The organism is Flavobacterium eburneipallidum, assembly GCF_027111355.2.
Lineage (GTDB): Bacteria > Bacteroidota > Bacteroidia > Flavobacteriales > Flavobacteriaceae > Flavobacterium > Flavobacterium eburneipallidum.
This window is the reverse complement of the sequence record NZ_CP114291.2, coordinates 1,294,308-1,318,923: the sequence shown is the minus strand read 5'-3', so window position 1 is coordinate 1,318,923 and position 24,616 is coordinate 1,294,308. Positions and strand designations below refer to the sequence as shown.

Annotated in this window: 20 protein-coding genes and 2 tRNA genes; 11 read left to right on the top strand and 11 right to left on the bottom strand. The window is 33.0% G+C overall.

Features of this window, described 5'->3' with window-relative positions; genetic code table 11:
- Window positions 1–11: 11 nt before the first annotated feature.
- From OZP15_RS05395 to OZP15_RS05375, 5 genes are all read right to left on the bottom strand, one after another.
- A complete protein-coding gene (locus OZP15_RS05395) occupies window positions 12–782 on the bottom strand; it encodes a 3'-5' exonuclease (protein ID WP_269227465.1) in 771 nt (256 codons plus the stop codon).
- Between the two features lie 144 nt (window positions 783–926).
- The gene (locus tag OZP15_RS05390) at window positions 927–2,237 is read right to left on the bottom strand and encodes a dihydrolipoamide acetyltransferase family protein (protein WP_269227464.1); all 1,311 of its coding nucleotides are present in this window, start codon (window positions 2,235–2,237) and stop codon (window positions 927–929) included.
- 193 nt (window positions 2,238–2,430) lie between these two features.
- The gene (locus OZP15_RS05385) at window positions 2,431–3,564 is read right to left on the bottom strand and encodes a glycosyltransferase family 2 protein (protein WP_281337221.1); all 1,134 of its coding nucleotides are present in this window, start codon (window positions 3,562–3,564) and stop codon (window positions 2,431–2,433) included.
- A 112-nt stretch (window positions 3,565–3,676) separates the two neighbouring features.
- Window positions 3,677–4,366: a YiaD family glycine zipper/OmpA-like lipoprotein gene (locus tag OZP15_RS05380; RefSeq protein ID WP_269227463.1), complete on the bottom strand. Its 690-nt coding sequence runs from the start codon at window positions 4,364–4,366 to the stop codon at window positions 3,677–3,679.
- Window positions 4,367–4,383: 17 nt separating this feature from the next.
- Window positions 4,384–4,860, bottom strand: coding sequence for a lipocalin family protein (locus OZP15_RS05375; RefSeq protein ID WP_281337220.1), 477 nt, complete (start codon window positions 4,858–4,860; stop codon window positions 4,384–4,386).
- Window positions 4,861–5,040: 180 nt separating this feature from the next.
- On the opposite strand from OZP15_RS05375, the gene htpG reads away from it, so the two are divergent.
- The 9 genes from htpG to OZP15_RS05330 all read left to right on the top strand — a co-directional run bounded on the left by htpG (window position 5,041) and on the right by OZP15_RS05330 (window position 17,061).
- A complete protein-coding gene (gene htpG / locus OZP15_RS05370) occupies window positions 5,041–6,924 on the top strand; it encodes a molecular chaperone HtpG (protein ID WP_281337219.1) in 1,884 nt (627 codons plus the stop codon).
- A 331-nt stretch (window positions 6,925–7,255) separates the two neighbouring features.
- Window positions 7,256–8,053: a hypothetical protein gene (locus OZP15_RS05365; RefSeq protein ID WP_281337218.1), complete on the top strand. Its 798-nt coding sequence runs from the start codon at window positions 7,256–7,258 to the stop codon at window positions 8,051–8,053.
- Window position 8,054: 1 nt separating this feature from the next.
- A complete protein-coding gene (locus OZP15_RS05360; protein WP_281337217.1) occupies window positions 8,055–9,863 on the top strand; it encodes a DUF262 domain-containing protein in 1,809 nt (602 codons plus the stop codon).
- 353 nt (window positions 9,864–10,216) lie between these two features.
- On the top strand, window positions 10,217–11,599 hold the full coding sequence (locus OZP15_RS05355) for a DUF1800 domain-containing protein (protein ID WP_281337216.1): 1,383 nt from the start codon (window positions 10,217–10,219) through the stop codon (window positions 11,597–11,599).
- Between the two features lie 10 nt (window positions 11,600–11,609).
- Window positions 11,610–12,785 (top strand): DUF1501 domain-containing protein, encoded by a 1,176-nt coding sequence (locus tag OZP15_RS05350; RefSeq protein ID WP_269227459.1) that lies wholly within the window; start codon window positions 11,610–11,612, stop codon window positions 12,783–12,785.
- A 43-nt stretch (window positions 12,786–12,828) separates the two neighbouring features.
- Entirely contained in the window at window positions 12,829–13,728 is a 900-nt protein-coding gene (locus OZP15_RS05345; protein ID WP_281337215.1) for an EamA family transporter, read from the top strand.
- A gap of 258 nt (window positions 13,729–13,986) precedes the next feature.
- Window positions 13,987–14,265, top strand: a complete 279-nt coding sequence (locus OZP15_RS05340) for a DUF2805 domain-containing protein (RefSeq protein ID WP_269227458.1) — start codon at window positions 13,987–13,989, stop codon at window positions 14,263–14,265.
- 109 nt (window positions 14,266–14,374) lie between these two features.
- Complete coding sequence (locus OZP15_RS05335; RefSeq protein WP_281337214.1) at window positions 14,375–16,240, top strand: M61 family metallopeptidase; 1,866 nt, start codon at window positions 14,375–14,377, stop codon at window positions 16,238–16,240.
- 110 nt (window positions 16,241–16,350) lie between these two features.
- Window positions 16,351–17,061, top strand: coding sequence for a DUF4369 domain-containing protein (locus OZP15_RS05330; protein ID WP_269227457.1), 711 nt, complete (start codon window positions 16,351–16,353; stop codon window positions 17,059–17,061).
- Between the two features lie 107 nt (window positions 17,062–17,168).
- On the opposite strand, the gene OZP15_RS05325 is transcribed toward OZP15_RS05330, so the two are convergent.
- The 4 genes from OZP15_RS05325 to OZP15_RS05310 are packed head-to-tail and all read right to left on the bottom strand — an operon-like array spanning window position 17,169 to window position 21,022.
- Window positions 17,169–18,023 (bottom strand): phage tail-like protein, encoded by an 855-nt coding sequence (locus OZP15_RS05325; RefSeq protein ID WP_269227456.1) that lies wholly within the window; start codon window positions 18,021–18,023, stop codon window positions 17,169–17,171.
- Window positions 18,024–18,083: 60 nt separating this feature from the next.
- A complete protein-coding gene (locus OZP15_RS05320; RefSeq protein ID WP_269227455.1) occupies window positions 18,084–18,866 on the bottom strand; it encodes a phage tail-like protein in 783 nt (260 codons plus the stop codon).
- Window positions 18,867–18,888: 22 nt separating this feature from the next.
- Complete coding sequence (locus OZP15_RS05315) at window positions 18,889–19,143, bottom strand: hypothetical protein (protein WP_281337213.1); 255 nt, start codon at window positions 19,141–19,143, stop codon at window positions 18,889–18,891.
- 10 nt (window positions 19,144–19,153) lie between these two features.
- Window positions 19,154–21,022 (bottom strand): T9SS type A sorting domain-containing protein, encoded by a 1,869-nt coding sequence (locus OZP15_RS05310; RefSeq protein ID WP_281337212.1) that lies wholly within the window; start codon window positions 21,020–21,022, stop codon window positions 19,154–19,156.
- 824 nt (window positions 21,023–21,846) lie between these two features.
- On the opposite strand from OZP15_RS05310, the gene OZP15_RS05305 reads away from it, so the two are divergent.
- Both OZP15_RS05305 and OZP15_RS05300 read left to right on the top strand, forming a co-directional pair.
- Window positions 21,847–23,595, top strand: a complete 1,749-nt coding sequence (locus tag OZP15_RS05305; RefSeq protein WP_281337211.1) for a sensor histidine kinase — start codon at window positions 21,847–21,849, stop codon at window positions 23,593–23,595.
- Window positions 23,592–24,221 carry a response regulator gene (locus tag OZP15_RS05300; protein WP_269227450.1) on the top strand — a complete coding sequence of 210 codons (630 nt, stop codon included), beginning with the start codon at window positions 23,592–23,594 and terminating at the stop codon, window positions 24,219–24,221. The genes OZP15_RS05305 and OZP15_RS05300 overlap by 4 nt, the downstream gene beginning before the upstream one ends.
- A 162-nt stretch (window positions 24,222–24,383) precedes the next feature.
- On the opposite strand, the gene OZP15_RS05295 is transcribed toward OZP15_RS05300, so the two are convergent.
- Both OZP15_RS05295 and OZP15_RS05290 read right to left on the bottom strand, forming a co-directional pair.
- A tRNA-Leu gene (locus OZP15_RS05295) sits at window positions 24,384–24,466 on the bottom strand.
- A 43-nt stretch (window positions 24,467–24,509) separates the two neighbouring features.
- Window positions 24,510–24,582, bottom strand: a tRNA-Lys gene (locus OZP15_RS05290).
- Window positions 24,583–24,616 lie beyond the last annotated feature (34 nt).

Below are 24,616 nucleotides of genomic sequence, written 5' to 3'. Positions count from 1 at the left end.
AATACTGAATACTATTTTGTATTCAATTTCCTCAATTTAATTGCCGTCAACACTTTCTTGGTATATAAAGGAAAATCAGCATTTTGAATCCAGCTAAAATAACCTGGCTCATTTTCTAGAACTGTTTCAACTTTAGCACCTTTGTGCTTTCCGAAAGTAAAAATCTCATCACCGTCTTTATCGAAAGCAATCATTCCTGCAAAATCAGCAATTTTCTTTCTAGTAGTAAATTCCGAAAGCAATTTCATATCGTTTTCTAAATCGGGATAGCGATCCAATTGCGCTTTCATGATTTCGTAAGTCGCCATAGTATCTGCTTCGGCAGAATGGGCATTTTCTAAACTTTGACCACAATAAAATTTTAATGCCGCACTCAAGGTTCGTTCTTCTTTTTTATGAAAAATAGTTTGAACATCCACAGAAACTCGGTTTTTCATATCAAAATCTACTCCTGCACGCAATAATTCTTCTGCCAATAATGGAATATCAAAACGATCGGAATTATATCCTGCCAAATCCGAATCTTTTATCATGTTGTAAATCTGGGAAGACAGTTCCTTGAACGTTGGTTCATTGGCTACTTTCTCATTACTGATTCCGTGAATTTCGGTAGATTGTGGCGGAATTGGAATTGTTGGATTCACTAACCATGTTTTGCTTTCTTTATTTCCGTTTGGAAAAACTTTGAAGATTGCTATTTCTACAATTCGATCTTTAGCGACATCAATTCCTGTAGTTTCTAGGTCGAAAAAACAAATTGGCTTATTGAGTTTGAGTTCCATTTTTAAATTTTAGAATGACAAATATATCGGTTTGAAAGAAGTTTTCTTTTAATTAATTGATAAAATTTTGGATAAAAACAAAAAACTAACAGAGTTATAAATAACTGTGTTAGTTTTCAATACTATGTGCTTTTTTTAATAATTCTAAAAATCGCTATCCACATCAAATGCCTCTAGATATTCGGCTACACGTTTTACAAACATTCCGCCCAAAGCACCATCTACAACACGGTGATCATAACTATGCGTTAAAAACATTTTTTGGCGAATGCCTATAAAATCGCCCTCGGGAGTTTCGATAACCGCTGGTACTTTACGAATTGCTCCAAGAGCCAAAATCCCTACTTCTGGCTGGTTGATAATTGGTGTTCCGAAAATACTTCCAAAAGTACCAACGTTAGTAACTGTATAAGTTCCGCCTTGAGTGTCGTCTGGTTTTAGTTTTCCAGTTCTGGCTCGGTTTCCAAGATCATTTACCGCTTTTGCCATCCCTACTAAATTGAGCTGATCGGCGTTTTTGATAACAGGAACAATTAAATTTCCGTTGGGTAAAGCAGCTGCCATTCCAAGGTTTATATTTTTCTTTTTAATGATTCTATCGCCATCTACCGAAATATTCATCATTGGGTAATCTTTCAAAGCTTTGGCAACAGCCTCCATAAAAATTGGCGTATAAGTCAACTTTTCACCTTCTCTTTTTTCGAAAGCGGTTTTTACCTTATCTCTCCATTTTACAATATTGGTAACATCGACTTCGATAAAGGATTGTACGTGTGCCGAAGTTTGCAAAGAATTCATCATATAACCAGAAATCAGCTTGCGCATTCTGTCCATTTCGATGATTTCGTCACCACCATTTACCGAAACTGGAGTTTTTGGTTGCAGGTTGTAAGTTGTAGGTTGTGATTGAGCAATTGGTATTGATACCTCAACTGCGCTTGGTGCAACCGTTCCTCTATTTTTAATATAACTTAAAATATCTTCTTTCGTAACCCTTCCCTCTTTTCCAGAACCTGCAATAGTCTCTAATTCAGCAAGAGCAATTCCTTCTTCTTTGGCAATGTTTTTTACTAATGGCGAGAAGAATTTATCCGAATCCGAAAAATTTACTGCTACAGCAATGGTTTCTTTAACCGCTTCAATACTTTTTTCGATAGCAGTTACTTCAGCAGGGACAACAGTTTCTTTCACAGATTCTGAATCCGAATTACTTTGTTCAGTTTCAATAATAGCAATAGTTTGCCCTACTTGAATTATATCGTCTTTAGCAAATAGTTGCTCTACTAAAACACCTGAAACGTCACTCGGTACTTCTGTATCTACCTTATCTGTAGCAACTTCTAAAACAGTTTCGTCAGCTTCAATTTTGTCGCCCACTTGTTTCAACCAATTGGTAATGGTTGCTTCTGCAACGCTTTCTCCCATTTTTGGAAGCTTTAATTCAAATCTCGCCATAGTATTCGCTGAAAGGGTAATTGTAATTTTTCGAAGACAAAATTAGTGATAAATTTTAGTTTTAAACACAAATTTATTCAAACTCCAAGGCATTCATTTCAAAAAAAAAGTTAGATACGAATTTCACCAATTTACACGAATGAAAAACTGTTTGAATTACACGAATTCTTAAAAGAAATAGAATTGATAAAATCTAAATTTTTACGATTTCTCCTCTGTCAAAACTGCTGTTGCTACCAATGATAAAAACTGCTGATTTGGGAAGAATTTTAAAAGTAAAATGCTTCTTTTTATTTTCTTCAAACGCTTGAATTATAGTCTTAAAATCAATAAAATTCTGATCGAAAATAATTTCCGTTCTCGTGTTTTTTGATTCAAATTGAATATTTTTTTGACGTTCAACGGTTTGATTCAATTGCTTTTCTAATTTTTCTCTCAAAACTTCATTATCAGAAACTAAAATATAATTTTCGGGAGATAATTTAGGCTTCGGCTTTCCTTGAAACATTTTCACGAAAGAGAAAAACACAATTCCCATTTCCATAAAAACAGAGAACAAAAAGGAAACGCTGAAATGTTTTTTATAAAAAAAGTTCATGGCTTCACGAAAGCGTTTCATGTAGGTTCCGTCTTTGATTGTACTTTCCCCTTTGTAATGTATCACTGAAGTTTCATGAAAATAATAGTTCAATTTTCCTTTTTGCAACGCCATGTAAGACAAATCAATATCGTCTGAATACATAAAGCATTTTTCATCGAAACCACCCATTTCATTGTACAATTCTCGTTTCATAACCATAAAAGCTCCAACAAGAATTTCGACTTTCCCGGTTTGGTCTTCTGTTAAATGTTGGGCGTAATATTTTCCGAATGTTTTTGGAAAAATTTTATACAAACCTGTAATTTTGGTAAATGCTACAAATGGTGTTGGAGTCCCGCGTTTACTTTCGGGTAGAAAATTTCCTGTTCCGTCGATAAGTTTACAACCAATAATTCCTAAATCGTTTTGCTCTTTGGCGAAAGCCAATACTTTAACAAAAGTATCTTCGGCAACGACTGTATCAGGATTGAGGATACAAATGTACTCGCCTTTAGCTTCGGCGACACCAATATTATTTCCTTTGGGGAAACCTGCATTTGCTGCATTTTCAATAAGTTTTACACTTGAAAAACGCTGTTTCATCATGGCACAGCTATCATCTGGAGAGTTGTTGTCGATTACAATAATTTCGGCATCGATATTTTGGATAGCATTTTGAACACTCAAAACACAAAGTTCCAAGAAGTAACGAACGTTATAATTAAGGATGATAATGGATAGTTGCATAAGTACAAATATAATTGAAAATTACAATCTCGCATTAATTTCAATTTGATATAAAACAAAAAAGCTGCTTCAAATTTGAAACAGCTTTTAATTTATTAAAAATCAATGCGATTTATTGTCCCGCTTCTTTTTTGGCATCTTGTACCATTTTTTCATTGGCTAAAATAGCAAACTCTACTCGACGGTTTTGACTTCTACCTTCTGGCGTATCATTTGTTGCAATAGGGTTTGCAATTCCTTCTCCTGTTGTTTTAAAACGAGAGTTTGCTAAACCTTTTGAAACCAAATAACTTTTTACCGATGCCGCTCTTTGTCCAGAAAGTGTCAAATTGTATTCTGGTTTCCCTGTACTATCAGTATATCCAAAAATTTCAATATCAGTATCTGCATACTCATTAAAAACTGGTACTAGTTTGTCTAAATTGGCTTTTGCAATAGCAGTTAAAGTTGATTTATTGGTATCAAAGCGCACGGCATTTTCGTTCAAAACCAAACGAATTCCTTCGCCTACTCTTTCTACATCGGCTCCTGGTAATGCTTGATCAATTTGACGAGCTTGTTTGTCCATTTTATTTCCTATCAAAGCACCCGTTCCACCACCAATAGCAGCCCCAATAAGTGCTCCACCAGCAGTTCCTAGTTTTGTATTATTACCTATAATTGCTCCGATTAAAGCTCCTGCTCCCGCTCCGATTCCCGCTCCTTTTTGGGTATTATTAGCATTTTTAATAGAATTACAACTTGTGAATAGAGTTGCTAAAAGGAATAAACTTGATACTCCTAAAATTGTTATTTTTTTCATGATGATTTTAATTTTGATTAATTAGTTTTTTCGAATTGATAAGTAACTTGTTTATTTTGACCTCCAACATTGATATTATCAATCAATTGGAACGAAGTTTCGGTTTGATTAGCTACTTGTAATACATAACCGTCTCTGACTTTTTTTGCTTTTTCGCCAGCATCCAACACTTTTAAAACAAACTGACCTTCCTTATTAACGAACCAAGTAATTGGAGAACTAAACGCAGGACAATCCGACTTTGTCAAATTCATACTTCCCTTATTATTATTCGAAATAAAATTCCAAGTACTTCCGATAAAACATTTTGAATCGGCAATCTGAAAAGAATTTACTTTAATAACATCAGAACCAGGATAAGAAACATTGGTTATTACCCAATTTCCTTTAATTCCCACTTGAGAACTTCTGTCTAATTTGGTACTTGTTACGGATGAAGTTTTACATCCAAAGAGCAAAACAGCCACTATCATTAATGTAATTGTTTTTTTCATTTCTATAGTATTTTTAAGATTAAACTAGGGACAAAGATACAACGATGTCTTTGAAAATTGTTTTAAAATTACTGTGATTTGTTTCAAAATTAACGTTTCCGACATTTTGTCACTTTCGCTTTATTTGGTATCTTATTTGACATAAACATTTTCGAAATTAAAAACTTAAATCTTAAAAATATGACAACAGGAAAAATTAATGTTTCGGTAGAAAACATCTTCCCACTTATCAAAAAATTCTTGTACAGCGATCACGAAATATTTTTACGTGAATTGATTTCGAATGGTACTGATGCTACCCTAAAATTAAAACACCTAACCAGCATTGGCGAAGCCAAAGTAGAATATGGCAACCCAATTATCGAAATTAAAGTAGATAAAGAAGGAAAAAAAATTCACATCATTGACCAAGGTTTGGGAATGACGGCTGATGAAGTTGAAAAATACATCAACCAAGTGGCTTTTTCTGGAGCTGAAGAATTTTTAGATAAATACAAAGATTCTGCTAAAGATTCTGGAATTATTGGTCATTTTGGTCTTGGTTTTTATTCGGCTTTTATGGTTGCCGAAAAAGTAGAAATCATCACTAAATCATACAAAGACGAACCAGCAGCACACTGGACATGCGACGGAAGCCCTGAATTTACTTTAGAACCTGCAGATAAAACTACTCGTGGAACAGAAATTATTCTGCACGTTGCAGAAGATTCTTTGGAGTTTTTAGAAGATTCTAAAATTAGTGGTTTATTGAATAAGTATAATAAATTTATGCCTATTCCAATTAAATTTGGAACCAGAACAGAAACGCTTCCAAAACCTGAAGATGCTCCAGAAGATTATGTGAATGAAACGGTTGAATTAGACAACATCATCAATAATCCAAATCCAGCTTGGACAAAACAACCAACGGATTTAACGGATGAAGATTACAAAAACTTCTACCGTGAAATGTATCCAATGCAGTTTGAAGAGCCATTGTTTCATATTCATTTGAATGTTGATTATCCTTTTAACTTAACTGGTATTTTGTATTTCCCGAAATTAGGTTCGGATATGCAAATTCAAAAAGACAAAATTCAATTGTACCAAAACCAAGTTTATGTTACTGATAATGTAGAAGGAATTGTACCTGAATTCTTGATGATGCTTCGTGGTGTGGTCGATTCTCCGGATATTCCATTGAATGTTTCTCGTTCTGGATTGCAAGCGGATGGAGCTGTGAAGAAAATTTCGAACTACATTACTCGTAAAGTTGCCGATAAATTGAAATCTTTATTCAACGAAAACCGTGAAGATTTTGAAGCAAAATGGAACGACATTAAAATCGTTTTGGAATACGGAATGTTATCCGAAGATAAGTTCTATGAAAAAGCAGGAGCTTTCGTTTTATACCCAACGGTTGATGATAAATACTTCACATTAGAAGAATTAAAAGAAAACCTGAAAGAAAAACAAACCGACAAAGACGGAAAACTAGTGGTTCTTTATGCCGGAAACAAAGAAGCGCAACACTCTTATATCGAAATTGCTAAAGAAAAAGGATACGAAGTATTACTTTTAGATTCGCCAATTATTTCGCATTTGATTCAAAAAATTGAAAACGACAATAAAGATTTAACTTTCGTTCGTGTCGATTCAGATCATATTGATAATTTAATCAAGAAAGACGAAAACACGATTTCTAAATTATCTGATGAAGAAAAAGAAAACCTAAAAACGTCTTTGGAAGCCTATATCCCAAAAGCATATTCTGTTCAATTAGAAGCTATGGACAGTCAAGCCGCTCCTTTCATTATCACGCAACCAGAATTCATGCGTCGAATGAAAGAAATGAGTCAAACTGGTGGTGGCGGAATGTTTGGAATGGGGAATATGCCAGAAATGTACAATTTGGTTGTAAACACCAATTCTGATTTAGCGTCTAATATTTTGAATACGGAAGACAAATCCACTCAAGAAAACTTGGTTAAACAAGCTTTAGATTTAGCAAAATTATCTCAAAATCTTTTGAAAGGCGAAGAACTTACAGCTTTCGTAAAAAGAAGTTTTGATTTGATAAAGTAAAAGACAAATAGATAATAGACGGATAGATAATAGACCTGCGAGTGCAAACTTGTGGGTCTATTTTTTGCTTTGGAGTAAAAGGAAGGTTTTAATAAAAACTTTATTACCTCTATATGATTACAATCTTTGTTATTGTCTAACACCACAACAATGGATTTTCATTATTATCGGGGCTATAATAAAAAAATCAAGACTACTTCTGTTTTTGTAGTTTTTTCTTTATATTTGAAAAAGTTAGCAATATATCATATTCATCTTCTATAAAAAAGCAAATTTATGGTACTTTGTCATATTTAAACGAGTTAATAGATATTTAATCCAACCAAATAACATGAGCCAAATATATTTAGAGAATTGGTTAAAAAAAACTGAAATTGATTATTATAAAATGTTTATTTTTTCATGGATACCATTTAACGCTTGGTATATGAACAACTACTATGATTATGACAATAAGATTACAAGTGATAAAGATATTATTAGAAAATTAAAAACCGAAGAGAATCCCTTTAGAAACAAAATAATTAATTTATTAAATGGAGCTAATGAAGAATCTATTTCTTTTAAAAATAATATTTACAACCTACATCAATTACTTGAGTCTAATACAATTCCAAATCAGGAAAAAAGAGTTTCGTTTTCAAGTTTAAAAACTCATGACAATACTAAAATAGAAGAAATAATACAATATAATTCTAGGACATTAAGATTTGATTATTTAATACAGCAACCTAGAACTACTAAAAGATTTAAATGTACATTTCTAAAAAATGACGGCTCTTCTGACGGTTTTATAGAACTTCATTCTTGTTCATTAGAAGAACTCGAACAACACACTGACTATATTAGACAAAATACTTCAATCCAAAAAAAGATAAAAAATGGATTTGATGAAATTAATCCCAATAAAGCATCTTCAATATTAGGCAGTAAATCTAATGGTTTCAAAATCGCAAAAGATTTATATTTCATTAATAATACAACTATAATTAGTCAATTTCTTGTCGAATTACTTTATCAATTAAGATGCAAAATTTTCCACGGCGAAATTGACCCCAAACCCGCATATTATGACATCTACAAATATGCTTATTTATTAATTAACCCTCTAATAAAAACATTAAATTAATATGGGACATATTGCAAATAAAATTGACGCAAAAGATGTAAAACTATTAAACGTTTTTTATGGCAACAGATATAAAATTGATGTTTTCCAAAGAGAATATAGATGGCAAAGAGAACAAATCGAGGCCTTAATTAGTGATTTAAGTTCAAGTTTTTTTAATAATTATGAAGACAATCACACTATAGAAACAGCTGTCAATTACGATTGCTATTATATGGGACCAATTGTATTATGTGATGATAATAATAGTCTATCGATTGTTGATGGTCAACAAAGATTAACTTCCTTTACCTTACTTATAATTTATTTACATCATTTACAGAATATTCTATCTGTGAAAGACGATCAAAAAATTGATTTAGAAAATTATATTTTTGTAAAAAAAGGGGGGAAAAAAACTTTAGTTCTGAATGTTGAATCTAGAAGTGAAATTATTAATCATCTTTATTCAAATGAAAATTTTATTCATGAAATTAATTTTGAAGATCCTAATGAATCTTATGACTATTTGAAAAGCATAGTTGAAGAATCAATTGAGAACATAAAAAATAGATATGATGATATTATTAGGTTCTTTCCTCCTGAATTAAAAACAACAAAAATATTATCAATTTTTATAGAATGGCTTTTAAATCGTGTAGTGTTGGTGGAAATTAAAGCATATAATATAGAAAATGCCTATACAATTTTTGAAACAATGAATGATCGTGGATTAAGTCTTAATCCGACTGAAATTTTAAAAGCATATTTACTCTCAAACATTAAAGAAGAATCAAAAGCTATTGAAGCAAACGAAAAATGGAAGTATTTAATTAACTTATTAAAAACAAACATAGGACAAGACGCTGATTTAGAATTCTTCAGAAATTGGCTGCGCTCTAAATTTGCAATAACTAGACGAGGAACCTTTAAAGGTTCTGAAAATGAAGATTTTGAAAAAATTGGAGTACAATTTCATGCATGGGTTAAAAATAATCATAAAAAACTTAACTTAAAAAAAGATAATGATTATTATTATTTTATACAATCTAATTTAAGTTTTTATATAGACGAATACCTTTCACTATATTCTTTAAAAAATTCAGTTGAAGGAAATTCAGTTGAGGACTTCTATATTACTAATGCTTTTACAATTGCTGATTCATTAACTTATCCTTTATATCTAGCTCCAGTCAATATAATAGATAGTACTGATGTAATAACTGAAAAATACTTAATTGTCAACAAATTTTTAGATAACTACACAAACATAAGAATGTTATGCAATCGTGCCATAACTCAAAGCTCCATTAGAAATTATTTTTATGATTTAATAAAAGAAATTAGAAATAATAAAATTGAAGATTTGTATGAAACACTCAATAGAGAGTCTGAAAAATTAAAAGAAATTAAAGCTAACATTGATAATTTTCAAGTTGACAACTGGGGATATTATCATTATTTCTATGCCAGAGTTAATTATTTCTTCCCTAAAACAAGAGAAGAATACATTTTTAGCGAATTATTACGAAGTAGAAAACAAAGTTCATTTGTACTTACCCAAATTTTTAACAATGAGGAATTACAAAAATATTTTGAGGATACAAACGTAAATGATATTGAACACACTATTGGCAATTTTTGTCTTATAAGAAGATATGAAGTTGAAGATTTCAACAAAAAACAAACTCGCCACAAAATTTCATACTTATTAAAAAGAAATTATATTCCAGAAATGAACGATTCTGATTTAAAAGATATAGAGATATTAAATTTTGTAATTAATCGTAATGCAGTTCTTAAAACTATAACAAAAGAAATTTGGTTGTAATAATAACATGATGATACCGAAATGGGTAAGAGCTGAAAGCTCGTATTAGTTATGTAAACTATTATCAAAAAACCACTTCTAGTCCAGATAATATAAAATTCTGCCTTACCAGAAGAAATATTGTATGTTAGTAAACTACACCAATTCCAGAATTAAGTTAGAGATTAGTACTATCCATCCCATTTGATGTGAAGCATCAAGACCCGCGAGTAAAAACTTGTGGGTATTTTTTTGTCTAATTCACACCTATTAGAAAGAAAAAATGGTATTCTTCAAAAATACTTCACATTTTTTTGCGTTATATTTAAACCCTTTTGTGAAATTAAAGTCCAACTTTCATAACACTTTAGATTATGGACAAATACACTCTTTGGTCGTTACGACTCGGCTATTCGGCAAAACAAGCCAAAACCATTCAAACGATTGGTTTAGAAAAAGTATTGCAAAATTCCTTTGCCACAAAAGTAGATGCTACAATTCCTGCCTTTTTGGATGACAGTCCCAAGTCTTTTAACGAATATGTCGAAATTCGAAAAAAATTAAAAGCCAATCCAGAGATTGCCAAGGAAATGCAAAAAAAAGAGATTCAAACTTTTTTAGAAATGAAAACCTGGTGGATTGAAAAAATGAATACCGAAGAATTTCCGCTTCGTGAAAAGATGACTTGTTTCTGGCACAATCATTATGTTTCGACATTTCAAAAAGTGAAGTCCAATTATTCGATTTTTCAGCACAATCAAATTTTAAGAGAAAATGCTTTTGGCAACTTCAAAACCCTGACCAAGCAAATTGTCAAAACCAATGCGATGGTTCGTTATCTGGACAATACAGATAATAAAAAAGGGAAATTAAACGAAAATTTGAGTCGGGAATTATTGGAACTTTTCACTTTAGGAATCGGAAATTATACAGAAGAGGATATAAAAAATGGAGCCAAAGGTCTAGCAGGATTGGGCATTGGACAAGAAAATGCAACTTACAGAGAACGACTGGAAGACAATGAAAGCTTTACCTATCTAGGTAAAAAAGGAAATTTCAAAGCTGACGAAATGATTGATATTATTTTCGAGCAACCTAATATTCCGTATCTCATTACTCGAAAAATATTAAAATGGTTCATTTATGACAATCCAAAAGAAGAATTAGTGAAATATTATGGTGATTATTTAAGGAAAAAGAATTTTGAAATTCAACCTTTATTGACCAAAATATTCACCGAAGCATTTGCTAAAAATACAGCTGGAACTAAAATAAAAAACCCTCTAGAATACATTTTACAATTGATGAACGAATTGCATATTGAAAATCCAAACGGAAGATTAATTGCTCTTTTCATCAAAGATCAAGGAATGGATTTATACGGTCAACCCAATGTAAAAGGATGGGATGGCGGTAATTATTGGCTCACTTCACAGGTGTTTTTACAAAGAAATAATGTTGCTGATTTACTTTGCAACGGTAAAAATTTAACCCGTGGAAAAGTAGAAAATGAAAATGCGATGATGAAAAAAAATCGTCCGCTGAATGTAAAATTAGATTGGGACAAAAATGGAAATAATATCGAAATTATTGCTCAACTCAAGGAACGCCTTTTATTCAAAACGGACAAGAATGAACAACAGGATTTTGAAGAAATCTTAAAATATGATTTCGATAGCAAAACCGAAGGTTCGGAAAATGCTGTAATGCGATTGTTTAATTTTATGGTAAAAACTCCCGAATTTCAACTCATTTAAGTTTAGTATTATGGACAGAAGAAAATTTTTAACCCTGACAGGAACATTCACAGGTGGTTCACTCCTTTTGCCTGATTTTTTATATTCATTTGGATCTCAAACTACAACCAATTTAGTAACAGGCGAACAATGTGTCGTGTTCGTTCAATTAAACGGAGGAAACGACGGACTGAATACTTTTATCCCGTTTGAAGATGCGTTGTATTATGAAATGCGTCCTAAAATTGCACTTTCGAAAACCGAGGTAATTTCGGCTACTAGAGGAATGGCTTTTCATCCCGCTTTAACAGGATTTGCTACAATGCAACAAAGTGGCGATTTGTCGGTGATCCAAAATGTGGGCTATCCGGAACCGGTTCGTTCTCATTTTCGAAGTCAAGAAATTTGGCAAACTGCTCCTACTAATCAAGAATATTTGAGTGATGGCTGGTTGGGTCGCTACTTGGATTTGCAATGCAAAGACCACCAACCAACTGCTGGAGTTAATTTGGATTCGATTGATAATTTAGCTTTGAAAGGCGAAGAACCCAATTCGATAACAGTAAAAAATCCGAATCAATTTAAAACCAAAAGCAAAGTAGAAAACGACGGAAAACTATCCGATAATCCGCAATTGGATTTTGTTCGAAAAATAGCCAGTTCCGTTGTAGAAGGTTCAGATGATATTCAGAAAGCATTGTCAAAATCAGCTACTTCGGATGTAGTTTATCCTAAAACAGGTTTGGCAAAAAACCTAGAATGGATTTCGAAATTAATCAAAGGAAACTTGAATTCTAAAGTATATTATACTTCGCTGGGCGGTTTTGACACACACGATAACCAACTTGCGATTCATAAAAATAAATTATCGGAACTGAATGATGCCGTTTTTAGTTTTTACCAAGATTTGAAAAAATCGCAACAATTGCAAAATGTAACCATCGTAGTTTTCTCGGAATTTGGTCGCCGTGTGAAAGACAACGGACGAGGCACCGATCACGGAACAGCCGCACCAATGTTCGTCATTGGAGGAAATAATCGTGGAAAAACAATAGGTAGCAATCCAAATCTTGCTGATTTAGACAGAGGTGATTTAAAACACGAAATTGATTTCAGAAGTGTTTACGCATCCCTTTTACAAAACAAATTGGCTTTTGATTCGACTAAAATTGGAATTAAAAACAAAGCATTGGAGGGTTTATTTTAAAAACTTATAGCGTTATCTTTGTCCTCTTTTTTAAAATTAAAAAATGACAAAAAATAGCGTACTCAAAGGAGTTTTTCTTGTTGGATTTGGCGCAACCAGTTATGGCATGCTTGCTACTTTTGTAAAACTTGCTTACCAAGAAGGCTTTACCACTCCAGAAGTTACCGTTGCACAATCGCTGATTGGAATTATTGGAATGTTGCTAATCAACACTTTTCTTAAATTAAAAAAAGGAAAAGAGGTTGTTGAAGCGTCTAAAAAAAATATTTTACAGTTAATAATTGCTGGAACTTCCATCGGTTTTACTAGTGTTTTTTATTACTTGAGCCTGAATTATATTCCTGTTTCTATCGCAATAGTTTTGTTGATGCAAACCGTTTGGATGGGAGTCGTTTTCGAAATGTTTTTGGAAAAGAAACAGCCCTCTGTCCAAAAAATAATCGCAGTACTAATTGTATTATTTGGAACTGTTTTGGCAACGAATCTCATCGAAAATTCCATTGCAATCAGCTGGATTGGCATTCTATTCGGATTGGCAGCTGCGGCATCATTCACGGCAACTATGATTGGTGCTAATCGGGTGGCTTTGGGAATTTCTTCTAGCCAACGCAGTTTGTATATGCTTATTGGTGGAGCTATCGTTACTTTGGTTTTCGCTTTTGCTACTCACTCTACTCCTTTCAATTTTGATGTTTTCTTAAAATGGGGAATTGTTTTGGCACTTTTTGGAACTATCATTCCTCCATTATTGTTCACGAATGGTTTTCCGCTTACAGGAATTGGGTTGGGAAGTATCGTTTCGGCACTAGAATTACCAGTTTCTGTATTGATGGCTTATTTCATCTTGAACGAAACAGTAAACGCAACACAATGGCTAGGAATTATCCTCATTATTTTTGCCATTGTGATTATGAACATTGATTACAAGCGGTTTACAAAATAAATTCTTTTTTTTATTTGAATATAATTCACCATTATAAATCAGAATTCATGAGAACATAATTAACTAAAAAAAGTGAACTATATTAACTAATTCATCAAAAATACCACCACTAAAATACCGTTATTTGAAAAACAATAAAAAAGAGTAAAAAAAACGATAAATTTGATACCAAGTAATTATTATTTTTATTAATATTGGGAATATATTTGAAACCAAATTTTATTAATCATCTTATAATACCTGTATTAAGTTTCACTAATGAAAAAGAGTAATCGCAAAGAATTGACTTGGGAACAAACAGAAAAACTGGTTACGTTTGCCTTGGAAGAAAGAAACCCTTTTGAAATCATAAAAAAAGAATTTGGTTTAGCCGAAAAAGAGGTTCTTGAAATTATGAAAAAGAAGATGCCCGCAGAGAAATTTGAAATGTGGAAAAAGAAAGCAATTGCAACCAAACCGAAACCAAAACCCGCAAAAATTGACGATTTTGACGAAGATTTAGACGGCAAATACTACATAAAAAACAAACTCGATTAAAAATACCGAACTCCTCTTGAAGGAGTTTTTTTATTCCTAAATTTATAGCTATAAAATTTTATTAGCTTCAAAAACTACGCTTTAAAATACCAAATAAACAATTCCTATTATGAAAAAAATATTTTTTATTATTCTATTTACCACTCTTTTTTGGAATTGTAAAACGGGTAGTTCTTCAAGTTCAATTACTTCAAAAGCAAAAAACAACATTCAAGTAGATATTAATTTAATTGACATCAAGGACGATAGAGTTTTTGTGAGCGTCAAATTGCCTAAAATTCACAATAACGAAATTATATATCGTTTGCCTAAAACCATCCCAGGAACCTATTCAGAAGATAATTATGGTAGGTATATTGAAGATTTAAGAGCCTATGACCAAAATGGAATGCTATTACTGGTAAAAAAAACAGACGATAATTCGTGGTCTATTTCCAATGCCAAAACGTTAGACAAAATCACTTATTGGGTTAATGATACTTATGACACAGAAAAAGGCGGCGGTTTTGGTAAAGAGGATATTTTTTCGCCAGCAGGTTCTAATATTGATGCGGGCAAAAACGTAATGCTCAACACCCATTGTTTTGTGGGTTATTTTAGTCATTTGAAAGCACCCGCTTACAACCTTACCGTTACTCATCCTACTGATTTTTTCGGAGCAACCTCAATGATAGATCAAGATGCTTCTGCAACAAAAGATGTTTTTAGTACTCCGAATTATGAAGTACTGGTAGAAAATCCTATTATGTATTCGAAACCTAATTTTACTAATTTTACCGTAAATGGTATGGAAATTCAAATTGCCGTTTATTCTCCCACCGGAAAATATACCGCAGAAAGTATTACTCCTGCTATGAAAACCATGATGACTGCCCAGAAAACATTTTTAGGCAACATCAATACGACTAAAAAATACACGGTTTTATTGTATTTATCCACCGCCAAAAATGATGCTTTAGGCAATGGTGCTTTAGAACATCCTACAGCAACAACGGTAGTTTTTCCGGAATCGATAGCCGAAGAAAAATTGCTTTTACACATGAAAGATGTGGTTTCTCATGAGTTTTTTCACATCTTAACTCCGTTGACTGTACATTCTAAAGAGATTCAGTATTTTGATTTCAATGCGCCAAAAATGTCTGAACACTTGTGGATGTACGAAGGCGTAACGGAATATTTTTCGCATCTCTTTCAAATCAATCAGGGATTGATTGACGAGACAGAATTTTACAGCCGTATTTTAGAAAAAATTGATGATGCCAAAAAAATGAACGACAGCATGTCTTTTACCAAAATGAGTGCCAATGTATTGAAACAACCCTACAAAGATCAATACCTAAATGTGTATCAAAAAGGTGCATTGATCGGTATGTGCATTGATATTATCATAAGAGAAAAAAGCAATGGACAAAGAGGAATTCTTGATTTGATGCAAAAACTATCTGCTGAATATGGCGTTTCAAAAGCATTTGATGACAAAGAACTTTTTGCTAAAATCACCAAATTAACTTATCCAGAAGTAGGCGATTTTTTGAAAAAGTATGTTGCTGGAACGACTCCAATTCCTTATTCATCCTTTTTAGGAAAAGTAGGAATAGCTACCGTTATAAAAAAAGAACCTATTTATATTTTCGAAAAAGAGGGCAAACAATACATTGCTAAAACATACAAAGAACATGAAATCATCATCAATTCGGACAGACCTTTGAATGTTTTCTTTACTCATTTGGGACTCAAAGGAGGCGACATTATAGTTGCCATAAATGATAAATATTACACCCCCGAAAAAGTGGACGAAATACTTACTGATTGTAAAAATTGGAAAGAAAACGACCCGATTACTATAAAAATAAAAAGAGACAAAGTAGAACAAACTATCAGTGGAACGGTACAATTGCCAAAAGAAGATGTAGAAGAACTCAAAGTTTTAGACCCTTCAAAATCGAAACTGAAAGAGGCTTGGTTGAAAGGGTGATTTAATTCATAAATACAATTTACTCATAGATCATATTTTTTTGAAATCCTTGAAACATTACATCAACTTTCCAAACTATTTTCTTTATTTTGCGCAAAATAGTAACACCAATGAAAAAAACGATTATTGCATTCGCTTCTCTTTTGATTTTGTTCGCTTGTAACAAAGAGGAAGCCAAAACCAATTTGCACCTTACTGGAACGATAAAAGGACTAAAAAAAGGAACTCTATACATTCAAAGAGTCAAAGACACCAGCCTTGTTGCACTAGACACCATTCTTATTGATGGCGATTCTAAATTTGAAAGTGATTTGAATATTGAATCTCCAGAGATGCTTTACTTATTTTTGGATAGAGGCGTGAGCAATTCATTAGACAACAATATTTCCTTTTTTGCCGAAGCAGGAAAGATAAATATTGAAACCAATTTGGAGTCTTATCTTTCGAGTGCCAAAATTACAGGTTCTAAAAATCATGATAAATACGAAGAATACAGAAAAATGAACCTGCGTTTTAGAGATGAGAATCTGGATATTATTTCGGCAAAATTCAAAGCACTAAAAAACAACAATCAAAAAGCCGTTGACAGCTTGAATATCAAACAAGACAACAATACGAAACGTAAATATTTGTTTGCCACTAATTTTGCTGTCAATAACAAAGATTATGAAGTTGCACCTTATATTGCCTTATCTGATATTTATGATATTAATATCAAATACTTGGATACGATTCAAAAAACGATGTCACCTAAAGTAGCTAAATCACTTTACGGAAAACAACTAACTGAATTTGTTGCTAAAAGAAAGAAGTTGCAATAATTCAACATTCTTATGACTAAAAAAACCGTCTTAATTCCATTAGAACAAGACGGTTTTTTTTGGTTTTAAAATTCTTTGCAAAAAAATTCTTTTGCAACGGTATTGGTTTACAACTTCACTATCATCAACTGGCAACTACCATCTGTTTTTAATGCTGTGCCTGCAGTAGAACTATTTGAGGTCAATCCTTTAATTCTGATTGTTTGACCCGCTGTAAGAAAATACATTCCTAAAGTATATCCTTTTCCTTTTACCCCAGCAGGATAGTTGGATCCGTTAGCAGCAACATACATAGTGTGGAACGAATTGATCGCTAACGCATCGCCATTGTCTATAGACACATATAAGTTCTGATTAAGGCTAGAGGTCGCAGGAGTTTGATCTACAGAACGGGTAACTGCCTGCACAAAATATAAACCTGCTTGCACTACTGTAAAAACTCCATTGTTATCATAAGTACCTATTGCTGGAACAGTGGTAGTTGCACTATTATAGGTAACCAAATCGCCAGTATTAGTCCCATTAGCATTTGATAATACTTGAGAACCACTTGTTTTGGTAGCTTGTAAGGCTAAAGTTGCTCCACCACCACTTGGAGTCGTCCATTGTGTATTAAAATCAGTAGCATTAATTTTAGAAAGCACCTGACCTGTTGTACCACCTGTTGGCACACCTTGACCGTTAGCTCCTGTTGCACCATTCAGTGTAGTCCAAGCACTACCATTATAAAAATAAAACCCAGCTGGTGCATCGGTTTGATAAACCATTAATCCTGTGGCTGGTGTAACAATTGCGGTTCTTTGTGAAGCGGTCATTCTTGGTACAAGAACCCCTTGATTAGTACTTTTTAAATCTAAAATAGCCGAGTTGTCTGCCGTGCTACCATCGTTGTTGATGGCTACTGATTGGGCATTTGTATTTAATGCTAAAAGGCTTAAGCCTAAAAATAATATTTTTTTCATAAGTTTTATTGTTTCTGTTAATTAGTGCGCAAAGGAGACTTTACGGAGCTTGATTTAGTTTTATTTGATACGAACAATATTCAAAAACGTTCTGCCATCTGCCGCGGTGTTGGCTGCTTGGGTAGTTGAGGGAGACCAAGCTCTGAATCGAATGTTATCACCTGCACTTAAATAAATTAAGGAGTTTAAATGGCTTGCCTGTCTAATTACGGGGTCGCTTGTGTTACCACTCGTAAAAATAGTTGAAAGGTATAAAGCTCCGGCTTTGTTATTTCCAACGGTATTGTTCTTATCCATAAAGTAAAGCACTCCTAAGGAAGAAAGTCCACCAGCAGCTGTTACTCCAACTACCTGTGCATTTATTTGGTACCAACCTGCACCTGTGCTACCTATTGTAAACACAGAACCATTCCAAGTATTGCCCCCTGTAAGGCTGGCATTGGCATTGTTGGTGGTCGAAAAGTTAAGTACTGTATTGGTGGTGACAGTTACCAAATCGGGAATGTTTTGAATAGTAGTGTTGGTAACCCCAAGTTCCACATTAGGATACACCATTGTGCTACCACCGCCAACAGTTTGCCAATTCGGAGTAGTTGGTGTGCCAGCATTGAAATAAAATGCTGGGGTATTGTCGGTTTGAAAAATCATCAAACCAGTAGCCGGAGTAGCAATGGCATTGCGGTTCGTTTGTGTCATTCTTGGTACAAGAACCCCTTGGTTATTGCTTTTTAAATCTAAAATAGCTGAATTATCTGCTGTGCTACCATCATTGTTGATGGCTACTGATTGTGCATTTGAGTTTAGTGCGAAAGCTATTGTAATGGCTAAAAATATTTTTTTCATAAGTTGTAATTTAAAATGTATTTTAATTTTTAGTAATGCTATTGAATTCGTTTTTATTCATTTCCTTATTGTAATTGTATTGTTTTCTAAAAAAATAAATAGCAATACAAATAGCAATTACTAAAGCCATTACTATATAATCGTCAATAGGTGCAGCGGGTACATCCTGTGTGTCATCAGCAAAGGGATCGTCAGCATCTTGAGCCATGACCACCATTGGAAAGAAAAAAAGAAATAAAAAACGGAAAGCGGTATGTTTTAATTTTTTACTATTCATGATAAGAGAATTAGTTGATCGTTATTTTTTTAGTGATACTTTGATCTTGATTGGTAATTTGAACTAAATAAATACCTGCTGGTAATACTTTGTCAAGCGAAATGGTTAGCATTTGTTTGGCATCTGTCTTTGTTTCATATACCGTTTGTCCTACAACGTTTATCAACTGTATTCGTACTTCGCCTTTTAATACTGCTGGTAGGGTAATATTAAATTGATTGTTGGTAACTGGATTAGGGTAAAGCGTTACTTGCTCAACATTAAAAGTTTCATTACTCAACGTTTTATTTTGGAAAATGATTTTAAAACGATCTGGAGCATAAGAAGCAACATCATTTGTGGTAGCAAATGCCACATCAGTAGGAGTTTGCACTTCAAGTGGGGTGTATTTGTTCAGAAAAGTATCTGCTAAATAGGCTTTTGTATCCGCTTCAAAACCAGAAAATTGAGTTCTAAAACTGTACTCTTTTGCGGCTTTGAACTCTTGCAATTGGATCAAAACTTCGTCAGTATCAGTAACAATAGGTCTTGCATCAATAGTTAGAGACGCATTTTTGTTTAGGAAAGCAATATTTTCGGCTCCTGTACTTAATTTGGCTACATCGCCAGCATCAGTATCATTGGTAAACATAGTTCCAAATACAGTTACGGCAACATCCATAGGGTAAGCATCTGGAGTTATGGTTTTATTTTCAAAAACTTGTAAATCCAAACGTGCTTTTGGAGTTGCTTTAGCATCTGCTATTTTACTTATTACTGAACCATTCGCTTTGTCACTTTCTGTAAACTGTAGTTGTCCTGAAACACCCAAAACACTATTCTTTATCAAGAAAGCTTGACCCGGTTGTATGTATTGATTAACATCCGAAAGTATATTGCTAGAACCCGTTGTTGTACTATAGACTACATATCGTCCTCTTTGCTCTGCTGTTCCTAAATTGGCATCCCAAGTATAGTAAGCATCTGTAAGTCCTACTTTTGATAGCGTATTCCAGTTTACAGTATTTACATAAGGATTCCCTATCAAAGTATAACCATTTGTGGTAGGATTAGTAGTGTCATTTACACTTACTGCTGATGAGCTGTTAAAAAGTATTGAACCTGTTAATAAAGAACCTGTTGCGTTTAGCGTTACTGCATTGTTCATATTAGCTGCCGATGCTGCGTTTATGTTTACATTACGATCACCACGAATTAGAATTCGGTATCCTTGACCCGCATTAAGATTCGTTCCTGTAGTAGAAGCTATCGGTGTCCAGCCTGTACCCGAACTGACTTGATTGTTATAAGTATAAAGTGATGGATTTCCGGTAAGAGTAGCGTCAAAACCATTGGCTCCTGTTGTTGATCCTGTAATATGCGTTCCCAACTGCCAGTTGTTGCTAATAAAATTATCTGTAGTAACTCCGGGTGTCAAAAAGCGAAAAGCTCTTTTGCCAAGTGGAATAAAACGTTCTACAGTAACTTTACCAGAAATAGTACTTCCAGAAGCCACTGGCGCAATAACCGCTGACCCTGAAGCATTCGAAAGCAATGTCAGGTTATTATTTGCGTTTAAATTTCCATTATTTACCTCTACAACTCCAGATAGATTGATGCGATTGTTTAATAAACTGGTGCCTGCATGTTCAATTTTAAGACTGTTTGTAGTAGTTGTTCCTGTACCTGCAAAAGTAACTGGAGCAGAAAAAGCCAGTGTACCAGCAGTATTGGCGATTGTGCCATTATTATTTAATGTTCCGCCTTTATAATCTATCGTAACATTTCCGCTAGTTACTACATTCGTTCCACTACTTACAGTGAAGGTGTTTTGTGCAGATAGGCTATTAACCATAAAAAGGGCATAAAACAAAAGTGTTGAGTAATTTTTTTTCCTCATTGATAATTGGTTTATTTAATTTATAAATTATTATTATTTTAAAAATTCTCTTTCTTTATTGGTATTCCATAAGCAAATAAGTTGGTGTTTTTTTTAACAAGAAATGACCCGAAATTTACATCTACGATAAAAGCGGAATTCTGGTTTTAAAAAACAAAAAAATGTTAATTTATTTTTGTCTGGTTCGCCAATCGAAAAAACCTAACGCAAAGAGGGTAGTTTTAACGGCTAACAAACGGAACAAACAACATAAATCGCTGCTAACAATTTGCGAAAGCTGTTTTAAAGAAGTGCACGCCCCATTCTCATGAGAATAAGTGCCGTACAGAGAAATTGTTTGTTTTGTTTCATAGGTTTAATTTTAAAATAATGAATAGGTTTGGGGTTTAAAAATTGAATCATTGCAACATTTAATTCGATATAATTTTGATGATACAATACTATAGCAAATAAAAACGCCTGTCAATAAGGGACAACCCTTATTTTATGGTAGGGAAAAGGTTTGAGTTACCCCTTACTTTAGTGTTATTTTACACTTCAATAGTTGATTTTTCGAAAGAAAAAGTATTTTTGTTTCAAATAAAAAAGGAATGAGAATAATTGGCATTGTAAGGATGAAGTTTTGTGTCTTTTTTTTGAGTTTATTTTTGTTTTTTTCTTGTAATAAATCAAAAAATGATGCAAAAAACAACTCAAATTTTTTAAAAAATGCGGAATGGTTTTCGGATATCAACAACTACAAAAACCAAAAAAAATACCAAAATAAATTTATTTCAATTTATAATGAGTGTCTAAAAAAAGAAGATTACGAAAACGCAAAATTGTTGTTATACAAATACGGTGCTTTGGTTTCGAATATGTATTTGCACGATAGTGTATCGGTTACTTACACACAAAAATTTTTAGACCATAATTTTTCTGTCAAAAAAGACACCACATTTGTATTGCTATATTATGTATGTGCTAATCAATTAAGCTATGCTAATAAACAAAAAGAAGCCATACAGTGGGCAAAAAAAACACTTTATCATAACGCACTGCAAAATAAAAAGATAGACATACGAGCCAAAAATTTATTAGGCGTCTGTTATAACTACACCAACGAACCAAAAAAAGCAATTGAAATATTTGCAAAAATTATTACAATTGCAGAACAAGAAAACGATTATAAATTTTTGGGCTCTTTGAATAATAATATGGCTTATGCCTATGACATGCTGTGTGCCTACAATGAATCGGAAAAAATGTATAAAAAAGCAGCTTACAATTTTTTGAAAGCTAAAGATACCACTAGTTATTTTTCGTTACAAACTACATTTGCCACAAACAATTTTGGTCAAAAAAAAGACACCCTTCAAACAGTACGATTTATAGATTCGCTATTGAAAGAGTTTCAAAATTATAGTCAGCCTGGTGAATTGGATCATAGTAACATATATGGTGTGAAATCGTTGCGGCATTTTTTATTAAAACAACATGATTCGGCATTATATTACATTGACAAAAGTTCTAATTATTATAGAAAATCAAACAATAGTTTTTATTTGATGTTTAACGATATGTTTGCCGATCAAATTTATTTTGACAAACATAAGAAACTGAAAAACAAGCAAAAAACAATTGCAATGGCCGAAGAATTTTTGGCAAACGAAAGTAAATTTGAAAGTCAAGAATTATATCATTTATTATACGAAAATGCAAAAATCGAAAACAATACCACAGAAGCTTTGTATTATCGAGACAAAGAAATTGAGCTGAAAGATGCCACTTTGATACAAAACCAAAAGGGACAACTTTTTGAGATTGATAAAAAATACCAAGCCGAGAAAAAAGAGAAATTATTAAGTCAACAACAAGCTTTAATTTACAAAAACAAAACCCTCATTATTGGATTGTTATTTGCCTTGTCAATAGTTCTTTTAGGAACATTTTTGTTTTATACCCGAAAACGAAAACAAGAAATACAAGCCGAAGCCATACGCCAAGAACAATTTACATTTCAGCTTTTGCAAAACACAGAAGAAGAACGAAGCCGAATTGCTAGCGAACTACATGACAGTGTAAACCACGATTTGCTGAATATAAAAAATTCTTTGATTAACGGAAAATCTATCGAAGTAAGCGATGTTGCCAGTGTAATTGAAGAGGTGCGAAACATCAGTAGAAATTTACATCCAGCTGTTTTAGAAAACATTGGTTTAGAAGCCAGTATTGAAAATCTGTGTGAACGATTGACCGAAATTGGACTTTTTACCACTTGTGAGATAGAATATAATGAAGAATTGAGCAAAGCCAAAGAATTGCAATTGTATCGTATTATTCAAGAAGCATTAAACAATACCTTAAAACACGGAAAAGCCAATGCTGCAAAAGTTATTTTGACCACCCAAAACAATAGTTTGCATCTTGAGGTAAAAGACAATGGAAACGGTTTTGATGTAAGCCAGCAACTCAACAATCCAAAATCATTTGGATTGCAAAGTATCCTGCAACGAGCCAAAACAATAGCTGCAAAAATTAATATTGATTCTACTAATAAAGGAACTGTAATTTTATTAAAAATACCTGTATGAAAACAATAATCATAGCCGACGATCACCCAATAACCTTAAACGGCATACAATTGTATGTAGAAAATTTGGGGTATAATGTGTTGAAAGTATGTCCAAATGGAACAGACGCTTATATAGGTATTAAAGAGTTAAATCCTGATTTTGTTATTTTAGATTTGAATATGCCTGGAATGAATGGGTTGGAAGTTTTAGAAAAAATAAGAGAAGAAGATGCTACTACAAAAATTATTCTTTATACCATGTATCAAGAAAAATCTTTTCTTACCAAAGCAATAAATTTGGGTGTTAATGGTTATTTGCTTAAAGATTTTGCCATAGAAGAACTGTCAGTTTGTTTAGAAAAAATAAGTGCTGGCGAAAATTGGTTTAGTCCAAAACTAAATGAAACAGTTGTTATAAAAAAGTATGATTCTGAAATGGTCAAAATTTTATCATTATCTCCAGCCGAGCGAAAAATATTATCGCTCATTGCCCAAGATCATAACTCAAAAACCATTGCCGAACTGCTATTTATATCCGACAAAACAGTAGAAAAACATCGAAGTAATATTATCAAGAAACTTGGTTTGCCTAACGAACGCAATGTTCTGCAACGATTCGCTCTACAAAATCAAATACCTGAATAATTTTTTGGAAGTTTTTAGGCTAACTAGTATCTATGGCTTCATTTTCATCACTCCACAATTTTTGGGATTAATAAAAAAAACCGATACGAAAAATTAAATCGTATCGGTTTTTTTATTCCTAACCGTTAAAAAAGATTATCAACCAATAATCAATCTTATTTGTGACCACGGTGGGATTTGAACCCACACGCCCTTACGAGCACCACCCCCTCAAGATGGCAAGTCTACCGTTTCTCCACGTGGCCTAAAATGCGTAGAGACGTTGCATAGCAACGTCTCTACGATTTGTGACCCGACTGGGGCTCGAACCCAGGACCCCATCATTAAAAGTGATGTGCTCTACCGACTGAGCTATCGAGTCAATGCTTCAAGAAAAGTATGTGGTAATCACAAGA